This window comes from Aeromonas sp. TS_SC_11, from assembly GCF_057318915.1.
This window is the reverse complement of sequence record NZ_CM170470.1, coordinates 1,772,501-1,784,124: the sequence shown is the minus strand read 5'-3', so window position 1 is coordinate 1,784,124 and position 11,624 is coordinate 1,772,501. Positions and strand designations below refer to the sequence as shown.

The 11,624-nt window shown below is 60.2% G+C and carries 6 protein-coding genes, 1 tRNA gene and 2 rRNA genes (1 of these 9 cut by a window edge); 2 read left to right on the top strand and 7 right to left on the bottom strand.

All coding sequences use genetic code 11. The annotated features are described in order from the left end of the window. Positions 1 to 60: 60 nt before the first annotated feature. The 3 genes from AC1P02_RS08450 to AC1P02_RS08440 form a co-directional block, all read right to left on the bottom strand. Entirely contained in the window at positions 61 to 2,202 is a 2,142-nt protein-coding gene (locus AC1P02_RS08450) for a prolyl oligopeptidase family serine peptidase (RefSeq protein WP_485184951.1), read from the bottom strand. 280 nt (positions 2,203 to 2,482) lie between these two features. Further along, the gene (locus AC1P02_RS08445) at positions 2,483 to 4,432 is read right to left on the bottom strand and encodes a MacB family efflux pump subunit (protein WP_485184949.1); all 1,950 of its coding nucleotides are present in this window, start codon (positions 4,430 to 4,432) and stop codon (positions 2,483 to 2,485) included. 2 nt (positions 4,433 to 4,434) lie between these two features. Beyond that, positions 4,435 to 5,589 (bottom strand): efflux RND transporter periplasmic adaptor subunit, encoded by a 1,155-nt coding sequence (locus AC1P02_RS08440; protein WP_485184947.1) that lies wholly within the window; start codon positions 5,587 to 5,589, stop codon positions 4,435 to 4,437. Positions 5,590 to 5,738: 149 nt separating this feature from the next. Here AC1P02_RS08440 and AC1P02_RS08435 point away from each other — a divergent pair, with 149 nt between their 5' ends. After that, on the top strand, positions 5,739 to 6,419 hold the full coding sequence (locus tag AC1P02_RS08435; protein WP_485184945.1) for a response regulator transcription factor: 681 nt from the start codon (positions 5,739 to 5,741) through the stop codon (positions 6,417 to 6,419). Next, positions 6,416 to 7,705, top strand: a complete 1,290-nt coding sequence (locus AC1P02_RS08430; RefSeq protein WP_485184943.1) for a HAMP domain-containing sensor histidine kinase — start codon at positions 6,416 to 6,418, stop codon at positions 7,703 to 7,705. The genes AC1P02_RS08435 and AC1P02_RS08430 overlap by 4 nt, the downstream gene beginning before the upstream one ends. A 54-nt stretch (positions 7,706 to 7,759) precedes the next feature. On the opposite strand, the gene AC1P02_RS08425 is transcribed toward AC1P02_RS08430, so the two are convergent. From AC1P02_RS08425 to AC1P02_RS08410, 4 genes are all read right to left on the bottom strand, one after another. Next, entirely contained in the window at positions 7,760 to 8,269 is a 510-nt protein-coding gene (locus tag AC1P02_RS08425) for an NUDIX hydrolase (protein WP_485184941.1), read from the bottom strand. 410 nt (positions 8,270 to 8,679) lie between these two features. Continuing rightward, positions 8,680 to 8,756: transfer RNA gene (locus AC1P02_RS08420), tRNA-Asp, on the bottom strand. Between the two features lie 97 nt (positions 8,757 to 8,853). Continuing rightward, positions 8,854 to 8,968 (bottom strand): 5S ribosomal RNA (rrf, locus tag AC1P02_RS08415). 122 nt (positions 8,969 to 9,090) lie between these two features. After that, a 23S ribosomal RNA gene (locus tag AC1P02_RS08410) occupies positions 9,091 to 11,624 on the bottom strand; it runs 356 nt beyond the window's last position.

Below are 11,624 nucleotides of genomic sequence, written 5' to 3'. Positions count from 1 at the left end.
GGGCCCTTATGTCATGGTCTGGTCGGCAACGGCCAGTAGCCCATCTCGCATGGGTCAGGGTTAACGCGGCAACTGCCGGTAGCCCATCTCATACAAGGTGAAGGCGTAGATGTCCGCGCTCTGCTCGATCAGCTTGGCCACCGGCGTGCCTGCTCCATGCCCGGCATTGGTCTCGATGCGAATGAGCTGGGGGTTGGGCCCAACATTGTCGGCCTGCAAGGTGGCGGCAAACTTGAAGGAGTGGGCTGGCACCACACGGTCGTCGTGATCCGCCGTGGTCACCATGGTAGAGGGGTAGCTGACACCGGCCCGCACGCTGTGCAGCGGTGAGTAGCCCTTCAGGTAGTCGAACATGGCCTCGCTGTCGGCGCTGGTACCGTAGTCGTAGGCCCAGCCAGCCCCGGCGGTAAAGGTGTGATAGCGCAGCATGTCGAGCACCCCCACCGCAGGCAAGGCAACACGCATCAGATCCGGCCGCTGGGTCATGACGGCCCCCACCAGCAGACCGCCGTTGGAACCACCCCGCACAGCCAGCCTGTCGCTGGAGGTATAGCCTTCGGCCTTCAGGTATTCGGCCGCGGCGATAAAGTCGTCGAACACGTTCTGCTTGTTCATCTGGGTGCCCGCCAGGTGCCAGGCCTGACCATACTCGCCGCCGCCCCGCAGGTTGGCCACCGCATAGACGCCTCCCAGATCCAGCCAGTTGGCGACCGCCACGCTGAAGCTCGGGGTCAGGCTCACGTCAAAACCGCCATAGCCATAGAGGATGGTGGGATTGCTGCCATCGAGTTTCAGCCCCTTGCGGTAGCTGATGATGAGCGGTACCCGGGTGCCATCCTTGCTCTGGTAGAAGCGCTGCTCTGAGACATACTCCTCGGGCTTGAAGGGGGCCGCCGAGGCGCGATAGAGGCTGATGGCCCCGCTCTTTGGCTCGAACTGGTAGAGGGTTGGCGGCTGGGCGTAGTTCTCGAAACCGAAGTAGAGGGCGGGATCATCCTGCTTGCCGTTGAAGCCGCTGACGCTGCCAAGACCAGGCAGCGCCACCTCGCGAATCCGTGTGCCGTCATGGTCGAACTGCTCGACCCGGGCGGTGGCATCCACCATGTATTCGGCAAACAGATAGCCGCTGCCGCTGTGCACCGTCAGCACCTGCTGGCGCTCGGGGATAAGGTCACGCCAGCGGGCGGGGCCGGGGTTGCCCGCATCCACCGTCACCAGCCGGCGGTTGGGGGCATCCCGATTGGTCAGCAAGTAAAGCGTGCTGCCCTTGTTGTCCACCAGGCTCACGTCCGCATCCAGCTCCCCCTGCACCGTCAGCAGCGGCGCCTTCTCCTCGCTCAGGTCCTTCACATAGAGGCGGTTGCCGGAGGTGGAGTTCGCCGCCGAGATGAGCAGGTAGCGATCATCTTCGGTCACGGTTGCCCCCACGTAGCGGTGCTGCTGGGCCGGGATGGCACCGAACACCAGGCGGTCATCCTGCTGCGCCGTGCCGAGCCGGTGGAAGTAGAGCTTGTGCTGATCCGTCCTGGCCGACAGCTCGCTGCCATCGGGTTTGTCGTAGCTGGAGTAGAAGAAGCCCTCGTTGCCCAGCCAGCTGATGCCGCTGAACTTCACGTCCTTGAGGGGGGCCTCAAGGGGCTGTTTGCTCTCCACGTCCATCAGGTGGATCTCGCGCCAGTCGCTGCCGGCCAGGGACAAGGAATAGGCCAGGATGCGGCCGTCCCGGGAGAAGCTCAGCTGATCCAGCGCCGTGGTGCCGTCGGGGCTCAAGCGGTTGGGATCGAGAAACACCTCGGCGGGTTTGCCCTCCTGCTGGCGCCACAGCACGTTCTGGTTCTGCAGGCCGTCGTTCTTGAAGAAGTAGTGGTAGCGCCCCTCGCGAAACGGCGCCCCCTCCTTGGCGTAGTTCCAGGAGGCGGCCAGTTTGTCCTTGATGGCATCGCGAAACGGAATACGTGCCAGATAATCCCGGGTGACACTGTTCTGGGCCTTGACCCAGGCCTCGGTCTCAGCGCTGCGGTCGTCTTCCAGCCAGCGATAGGGGTCGGCCACGGCGTGACCGAAGTAGTGATCCACCTGATCGCTCTGGCGGGTGACGGGGTAGTGAAGGCGCTCTTTCCCTGACATGACATCCTCTCGGGTTGAGTGGCTGCTGCAAGCACACAGCAGTGACAAAGCCAGCAGGCTGACAATGGATCGCATCGATGCAGCTCCCTGCGGTTCGGGTGAAACAGGCAGGTTAACAAAGAGCCGCGTCCATCGCATCCCCCTCAATACGGCAAAGGAGGGCGTAAAAAAACCGGGCACAGGGCCCGGTTGAAAAACCTGCGCAGAGCAGGGCGTGTCACGTCAATGACACAGTTCAGGCTTGCCAGACTGGCAGTCCATGCCGTCCGGCCAATCCGCACCCGGAGGTTGAAGAGGGATGAGCTCCCGCCCCCGGATGCGAATGAGTTGGCGCACAAAGGCGCCGAAAGTCTGGTTACTCCCGCTCAAGTGCATGGATGGGATCCATCCTCGCCGCCCGGCGAGCCGGGAAAAAACCGAACAGCACGCCGATCAGGCTCGAGCAGAAGAAGGCAGACAGCACGGCGCTTGCGGAGTAACGCATGGCAAACTGGCTGCTGAAGTGCTCGAACAAGACGCCGACCAGCAGGGAGAGCAGCACTCCGGCGGCGCCCCCCAGCAGGCAGACCAGCACAGCCTCGATAAGAAACTGCTGCATGATGTCGCTGGCCCTGGCGCCTACCGCCATCCGCACACCTATCTCGCGAGTACGCTCCGTCACCGACACCAGCATGATGTTCATCACCCCTATGCCGCCCACCACCAGGGAGATGAGCGCTATCATGGCAACCAGCAGCGTCATGGTGGCAGTGGTGCTGGTGATGGCCTGACGGATGCTGTCGGTGTTGAGCACGAAGAAATCCTGGCTGCCATGGCGCTGGCGCAGCAGCCGGCTGAGACCATCCTCGGCGGCGGCCAGGGAAACCTCACCCTGCACCCGCACGCTGATGCTGCGCAGATAGCTCTGACCCAGCATCCGCTTCATGGCCGTGGTGTGGGGGATCCAGACATTGAGGTTCTCGTCGCTGCCAAAGCCGCTCTGATTGCGGGCCACCACACCGATCACCCGGCACGGCAGCTTGCCCAGCAGGATCACCTGCCCGAGTGGTGATTCCCCCGCATCGAACAGTCGATCCCGGCTGTTCGCGTCTATCACCACCTCCTGCGCCAGACTGGCCACGCTGCCGGCATCGAACAACATGCCCTGCAACACCCGATAGCCGCGCACCTGAAAGAACTGATCCCCCACCCCGTTTACCGTGCCGGAGACCGCCTGACTGCCCCGGCGCAGCGTGGTGCTGGTCGCCAGACTGGGGGTCACGCTGTGAACATAATCGAGCCCGGCCAGGGCATCGGCATCCTCGGTCCGCAAGGTCTGGATCGCCTCGGCACGCCTATCCCCGAAGCCGCTGCCGGGAAAGATCTCCAGTGTGCTGGTGCCCATGGCATTGATGTTGGCCAGCACCTGTTGCTGGGAACCGCGCCCCAGCGCCACCACGGAAACCACGGAGGCGATACCTATGATGATGCCGAGCATGGTGAGGAAGGTGCGCATCCGCTGAGCCTGCATGGCCCGCAGCGCCATCCTGAAGGCAGAGGCAAACCTGTCCAGCCCGCCACCCCATGCAGAGCGGCCAGGCCGGGGTTTATCCTGGAAAGGTTGGGAGTCAGATGCCGGCACGCGGCGGCGATCGGCAACCACTTCCCCGTCCTTGAGCTCTATGATGCGCTCGGCCTGCTCGGCAATGCTCATGTCATGGGTCACTATCACCAGGGTGTGACCCTGCTCATGCAAGGCATGCAGTATGCCGAGCACCTCTGTGCCACTGTGGCTGTCGAGCGCGCCAGTCGGTTCATCCGCCAATATCACCTGACCACCGTTGATGAGGGCACGGGCTATGCTGACTCGCTGCTGCTGGCCACCGGAGAGCTGGCTCGGCTTGTAGTCGAGCCGCGTACCCAGCCCCAACCTGCGCAGCAGCGTCTCAGCCCTGACCTGTCGCTCACCGGCAGCCAGACCGGCATAAATGGCTGGCAACGCCACATTGTCGCGGGCACTGAGATCCCCCAGCAGGTGGTAGCGCTGGAAGATGAAACCGAAATGCTCGCGGCGCAGCGCCGCCAGTTGATCCGCGGCCAGCTTGCTGGTCTCCTGACCGGCAACCCGGTAATGACCGTCACTCGGCTGGTCGAGGCAACCCAGAATGTTGAGCAGGGTCGATTTGCCGGAGCCGGAGGCACCGACGATGGCCACCATCTCCCCCTTCTCTATGGTCAGGTCAATCCCCTTGAGCACCTGTACCCGCTGATCCCCCTCGCCGAAGTGACGCTGGATCCCGCTCAGTTGCAGCAGTGGCTGGGTCATGATCACATCCCCATGGGCGGGCCCATGCGCCCGCTCTGCTGGTTCTGGGCCGTCAACTGGCTCACCACCACGGATTCCCCCGCCTCGAGGCCGCTCAGGATCTGGGCATCAACCTTGTTGTTGAGGCCCACTTTCACCTGCCGCCACTGCAGCTTGCCCGCACCATCCACCACCTGCACCCTGTCACCGCTCAGGGCGATGGCCGGGATCACCAGCGCATTGCGCTCGGTCGCCAGCACCAGGTGTACCTGAGCCGTCATACCGATGCGCAGGGCACCTTCCGGATTGCTCACTTCGAACAGGCCGTTGTAATAGACGGCTGTGGTGGTCGAACTGCTGGTGTCATCATTGATGGAGTCCGGCGCGGGCTCGATGGCGCGCAACCTGGCCTCGTAACGGTGCTCGGGCGCCCCCAGTATGGTGAAGTAGATGGGCAGGCCCGTGCTCACCCTGATCACGTCCGCCTCCGAGATCTGGGCCTCCACCGTCATGGTGTCGAGCCGCGCCACCTTGACGATGGTCGGGGTACTCTGCACCGCATTGACCGTCTGTCCCTGCTCCACCGGAATGGCCACTATGGTGCCCGCCATGGGGGCGACGATGCGGGTATAGCCCAGATTGACTCTGGCGGTATCCACGGCGATGCGGGCCTGCACCGCCTGCGCAGTCAGCGCCCGGATATCGGCGCGAGTGGCGATCAGGGTCGCCTCTGCGCTGTCATAGTCGGCCTGGCTACCTAGCCCCCGAGCCAGCACCTTGCGCTGACGATCGAACACCAGCCCATTGTTGCGCAGGGTCGCCCGATGCGAGGCCAGCTGGGCCTGCACATTGTCGAGGGCGGCCTCGGCATCCTTGAGGGCGTTCTGCTGGGTGAGATCGTCGATCTCGACCAGCAGATCGCCCTGCTTAACCTGATCCCCGAGCGCAACGTGCAAGACCTTGATCTGGCCGGAGACCTGCGCCCCCACACTCACCAGCTTCTGGGCCTGCAGGGTACCGTCAGCCAGCACGCTCTGCTCCAGATCGCGCCGCTCGGCGGTGGCTGTGATATAGGAGGCCACCGGCGTCGCACCGGTCGCGCTGAAAAACCAGCCCACCGCAATCAGCAAGAGGGCTGGCAGCAGCAGACGGACAACGAAGAGACGGGTACGGGTCATCGGGGATATCCTTGGATGAAACAAGCCAGCGCAATGTACCCCAATGCCCGGTTAAGCCTCCTGCAGGGCAGTGTAAGGATTGCGTAAAAGCAGCTGCCAGCCGCATGCAGACACGGGAAAATGGCGACGACTCGAGAGGGAGAAGAGCAATGAAGATCCTGTTGGTGGACGATGACCTGGAGCTTGGCACCATGCTGAGTGAATACCTGGGCGGCGAAGGCTTTGTCACCACCCATGTGCTGACAGGAAAGAGCGGTGTGCAACACGCTCTTTCCGGCAACTATGTGGCCGTGGTGCTCGACATCATGCTGCCCGATATCAACGGCAGCGAGGTACTGCGCCAGATCCGCCACGACAGCAAGATCCCCGTCATCATGCTCACCGCCAAGGGGGACAACATCGACCGGGTGATCGGACTGGAGATGGGGGCCGACGACTATGTGCCCAAGCCTTGTTACCCCAGAGAGCTGGTCGCCAGGCTGAGGGCCGTGCTGCGACGAGTCGAACCTGCACCGGCGCCAGCAGGCAGGGGGGACGGTTTGCGTCTGGCGGAACTGACCCTCTCCCCCGCTACTCGCCAGTGTCACTGGCAAAGCGAGCCACTGGAGCTGACCGCCACGGAATTCAATCTGCTGGAACTGCTGCTGCGGGCGCCGGAGCGGGTGGTCAGCAAGGATGAACTCTCCCTGCACGGGCTGGGCCGCCCGCGCGAGCCCTATGATCGCAGCGTCGACGTGCACATCTGCAATATCCGCCAGAAGCTGCAGGCGCTGGCGGGTGAGGCCATCGGCATAGAGACGGTGCGCAGCATAGGATACCGGCTGACATGATCCTCAAGGGCCACCTGTTCTGGAAGATACTGTTCGGCTTCTGGTTCACCATCATAATGATGAGCCAGCTGCTGTGGGTCGCTTTCAGTCTCTACAGCCATGAAGGGCCGCCAGAGGAGAGAATGACGCGGCAGCTGGCCGGGCGGCAACTGAACTCGGCGGCGACCCTGCTGCAAGAAAAGGGGCCCGCCACCCTGAACACCCTGACGACCAGCTGGCCCACCGAGGAACGCCCGCTTCTGCATATCCAGCAGAGTGACGCCGCCCAATCCCCTTTCCCCCATCTGCTTACCCGCACTGTCAAAGGAGCCGATGGCCAGCGTTACTGGCTCGGTTACGACACGTCCGGCCTGCAGCAACGACTGACACCGCCGCCGCGACGCAACGACTGGCTCAACATGCCTCCGCCCATGTGGTGGATAGGCGGCCTCGGCGGTCTCTTCTTCAGCGCCCTGCTCGCCTGGCATCTGACCCGCCCCATGAACCAGTTTCGGCAGGGATTCGAGCGTCTCGCCCAGGGTGATCTGGGCGTGCGTCTCTATCCTCTGATGCGACGACGCCACGACGAGATCAGCGAGGCGGCCCGTGACTTCGATGCCATGGCCGAGCGGTTGCAACTGCTGGTCGAGAGCCGTGAACAGCTGCTGCACGACGTCTCCCACGAGCTGCGATCTCCCCTCGCCCGGCTGCAACTGGCCATAGGTCTGGCCCAGCAGGATCCGGCAAGGATCGAGGGATCCCTGGCGCGGATCCAGCTTGAAACCCATCGAATGGACAAGATGATCGGCGAACTGCTCACCCTCACCCGCGCCAGCCACGGCGAACGGGACTGTGAGGAGTATTACGATCTGCAAGCCCTGGTTGAGGCTGTGGTGAGCGATGCCCGCTACGAGGCGCAGCATATGGGTGTCGAGATTAGGCAACTGGTGGATGAGGCGGTGGACCACACTATCTGTGGTCAGGCTGAGCTTATCCGCCGCGCGCTCGACAATGTGGTGCGCAATGCCCTGCGCTTCTCTCACCCGGGTCAATCCATCACCCTGACCCTGCACAGGCAAGGGGGAGAGTTCTCCATCGAGGTGGCTGATCAGGGCATGGGGGTGGACGAGACCAAGCTCTCCAGCATGTTCGATCCCTTCGTGCGGATCGGGTCCCCTTCTGCAGGCAAGGGCTATGGGCTGGGGCTCGCCATCACCCGTAAAGCCATTCAGGCACAGGGCGGCCGGGTCGAGGCCAGAAACGGCGATAACGGCGGTTTGATAGTCACCCTCTCCCTGCCGGGCTAGCCATTCATGCTCAGCATTCTCGCTGCCCTAGTTCGCGGCTCCAGGGACAGTGGATCAGCCGCTAACCCCCCGCAAGCGTTGCAGTTGGGTGATGGCAGCAGCGGTGGAGCAAAAGGCAAACTCGGCGGGGTAGATCTCACTCAACTTTCGCCACTCACAAGCGGCCACATCATCGGCCGCGGTAACGGCGGGCTTGTGAGCCAACTCCAGCATGAAGACGGTATCGCAGGTGTGATAGACAACATCGTCATAGGGGTAGACGTTGGCAAAGGAGCCTAGATAGCGAGGCGCCTCTCTCCCCAGATCCAGCCCCAGTTCCTCTTTCAGCTCCCTAACCAATGCGGCCTCCAGCGACTCACCAGGATCGACGAAACCACCGGGCAGATCCAGCAGTCCTTTGCCAGGCTCCCGCCCTCGCACCGCAACCAGCACTTCATCCTGCCAGCAAAGCGCCACCATCACGGCCGACGCCACATTCTGGAAATAGTGGAAACCACAACCACAGGCAAACTCTTTCTCGCTGCGTTTTTGCAGCGATTCGATACCACAGCGCGGGCAAAACATAGAGGCCACCTCCCATTTGAAACCAAAGTGCATTGTATGCCGCAAAGCCTCTTCAAATCAGCCTGCATAGAGCCCACAGCTCAGCAGGTACTACAAGCAAGTGAGCCCCAGAGCCGAACTACAAAAGGCCCTCCCAAGCGGGAAAGCCTTGTTGTATTGGAGCTTGGCTGTGATGCAAATTGGCAAAAAACAGACGAAAAAAAGCCCAGTCTTTCGACTGGGCTTCTCAATTTACTGGCGGAGCGGACGGGGAGATGGACGCAGTCCAGCTCAAGCACAAGGGACTGCAGGCAGGAACCGAGTTGCCAGTGGCAAGTCGCAGCCCTGTCTGCTGCCCCTTGCTTCCTTATCCCGTTCGCAAATGCCAAAAAGCAAAAAGGCCTTCCCGATTGGGAAGGCCTTCGAATTAGTGGCGGAGCGGACGGGACTCGAACCCGCGACCCCCGGCGTGACAGGCCGGTATTCTAACCAACTGAACTACCGCTCCGCTATTTGGCTAGCTTTTCGCTAAATCTTTTGCCGCTTATCAGAGGTGTCATCCTCTCGGCCAATCATGCAATGTCTGCACAACTGTTTAATTGGGTGCCTGGCAGTGTCCTACTCTCGCATGGCGAATGCCACACTACCATCGGCGCTACCGCGTTTCACTTCTGAGTTCGGCATGGGATCAGGTGGTTCCACGGCGCTATGGCCGCCAGGCAAATTCTTCAATCCAGAAAGCTGACGTGAATAACGATTTGCCTATTGGCTGGTCGCTATCACTGAATTAGGTAGTAGTTCTTCGATTTGCTACAAGCCTTAGAACACTTCTTGGGTGTTGTATGGTTAAGCCTCACGGGTAATTAGTATGGGTTAGCTCAACACGTCGCCGCGCTTACACACCCCACCTATCAACGTTGTGGTCTCCAACGGCCCTTTAGGACCCTCAAGGGGTCAGGGATGACTCATCTCAGGGCTCGCTTCCCGCTTAGATGCTTTCAGCGGTTATCGATTCCGAACTTAGCTACCGGGCAGTGCCACTGGCGTGACAACCCGAACACCAGAGGTTCGTTCACTCCGGTCCTCTCGTACTAGGAGCAACTCCCTTCAATCATCCAACGCCCACGGCAGATAGGGACCGAACTGTCTCACGACGTTCTGAACCCAGCTCGCGTACCACTTTAAATGGCGAACAGCCATACCCTTGGGACCGACTTCAGCCCCAGGATGTGATGAGCCGACATCGAGGTGCCAAACACCGCCGTCGATATGAACTCTTGGGCGGTATCAGCCTGTTATCCCCGGAGTACCTTTTATCCGTTGAGCGATGGCCCTTCCATTCAGAACCACCGGATCACTATGACCTACTTTCGTACCTGCTCGACCTGTCCGTCTCGCAGTTAAGCTGGCTTATGCCATTGCACTAACCTCCTGATGTCCGACCAGGATTAGCCAACCTTCGTGCTCCTCCGTTACTCTTTGGGAGGAGACCGCCCCAGTCAAACTACCCACCAGGCACTGTCCGCGAGCCCGATTCAGGGCCCTGCGTTAGAACATCAAACATACAAGGGTGGTATTTCAAGGACGGCTCCAGCGCAACTGGCGTCACGCCTTCAAAGCCTCCCACCTATCCTACACATGTAGGTTCAATGTTCAGTGCCAAGCTGTAGTAAAGGTTCACGGGGTCTTTCCGTCTAGCCGCGGGTACACCGCATCTTCACGGCGAATTCGATTTCACTGAGTCTCGGGTGGAGACAGCATGGCCATGGTTACACCATTCGTGCAGGTCGGAACTTACCCGACAAGGAATTTCGCTACCTTAGGACCGTTATAGTTACGGCCGCCGTTTACCGGGGCTTCGATCAAGAGCTTCGCTTGCGCTAACCCCATCAATTAACCTTCCGGCACCGGGCAGGTGTCACACCCTATACGTCCACTTTCGTGTTTGCAGAGTGCTGTGTTTTTGATAAACAGTCCCAGCCATCTGGTCACTGCGACTCCCAACTGCTCCATCCGCAAGGGACTTCACTGTCAAGAGCGAACCTTCTCCCGAAGTTACGGTTCTATTTTGCCTAGTTCCTTCACCCGAGTTCTCTCAAGCGCCTTGGTATTCTCTACCCGACCACCTGTGTCGGTTTGGGGTACGATGACTTGTAATCTGAAGCTTAGAGGCTTTTCCTGGAAGCAGGGCATCAATGGCTTCACCACCGTAGTGGCTTCGTCTCGTGTCTCAGTGTTGTGTCTCCGGATTTGCCTAGAAACACCACCTACGCACTTTCACCAGGACAACCGTCGCCTGGCCCACCTAGCCTTCTCCGTCCCCCCATCGCAATTACAAGTCGTGCAGGAATATTAACCTGCTTCCCATCGATTACGCCTTTCGGCCTCACCTTAGGGGTCGACTCACCCTGCCCCGATTAACGTTGGACAGGAACCCTTGGTCTTCCGGCGAGGAGGCTTTTCACCCCCTTTATCGTTACTTACGTCAGCATTCGCACTTCTGATATCTCCAGCATACCTCTCGATACACCTTCGCAGACTTACAGAACGCTCCCCTACCACTCATACATAAGTATGAATCCGCGGCTTCGGTGCCTGGTTTGAGCCCCGTTACATCTTCCGCGCAGGCCGACTCGACTAGTGAGCTATTACGCTTTCTTTAAATGATGGCTGCTTCTAAGCCAACATCCTAGCTGTCTGAGCCTTCCCACATCGTTTCCCACTTAACCAGAACTTTGGGACCTTAGCCGGCGGTCTGGGTTGTTTCCCTCTTCACGACGGACGTTAGCACCCGCCGTGTGTCTCCCGGATATTACTTACTGGTATTCGGAGTTTGCATGGAGTTGGTAAGTCGGGATGACCCCCTAGTCCAAACAGTGCTCTACCCCCAGTAGTATTCGTCCGAGGCGCTACCTAAATAGCTTTCGGGGAGAACCAGCTATCTCCGAGTTTGATTGGCCTTTCACCCCCAGCCACAGGTCATCCCCTAACTTTGCAACGTTAGTGGGTTCGGTCCTCCAGTTGATGTTACTCAACCTTCAACCTGCCCATGGCTAGATCACCCGGTTTCGGGTCTACACCTTGCAACTAGACGCCCAGTTAAGACTCGGTTTCCCTACGGCTCCCCTATACGGTTAACCTCGCTACAAAATGTAAGTCGCTGACCCATTATACAAAAGGTACGCAGTCACCCCGAAGGGCTCCCACTGCTTGTACGTACACGGTTTCAGGTTCTATTTCACTCCCCTCACAGGGGTTCTTTTCGCCTTTCCCTCACGGTACTGGTTCACTATCGGTCAGTCAGGAGTATTTAGCCTTGGAGGATGGTCCCCCCATATTCAGACAGGATGTCACGTGTCCCGCCCTACTCGATTTC

What these genes read in the sequence shown, in the direction of transcription:
- AC1P02_RS08425 (WP_485184941.1), bottom strand. Translation starts at nt 8,269, where the DNA reads ATGTTTTGCCCGCGCTGTGGTATCGAATCGCTGCAAAAACGCAGCGAG.
- AC1P02_RS08430 (WP_485184943.1), top strand. Translation starts at nt 6,416, where the DNA reads ATGATCCTCAAGGGCCACCTGTTCTGGAAGATACTGTTCGGCTTCTGG.
- AC1P02_RS08435 (WP_485184945.1), top strand. Translation starts at nt 5,739, where the DNA reads ATGAAGATCCTGTTGGTGGACGATGACCTGGAGCTTGGCACCATGCTG.
- AC1P02_RS08450 (WP_485184951.1), bottom strand. Translation starts at nt 2,202, where the DNA reads ATGCGATCCATTGTCAGCCTGCTGGCTTTGTCACTGCTGTGTGCTTGC.
- AC1P02_RS08445 (WP_485184949.1), bottom strand. Translation starts at nt 4,432, where the DNA reads ATGACCCAGCCACTGCTGCAACTGAGCGGGATCCAGCGTCACTTCGGC.
- AC1P02_RS08440 (WP_485184947.1), bottom strand. Translation starts at nt 5,589, where the DNA reads ATGACCCGTACCCGTCTCTTCGTTGTCCGTCTGCTGCTGCCAGCCCTC.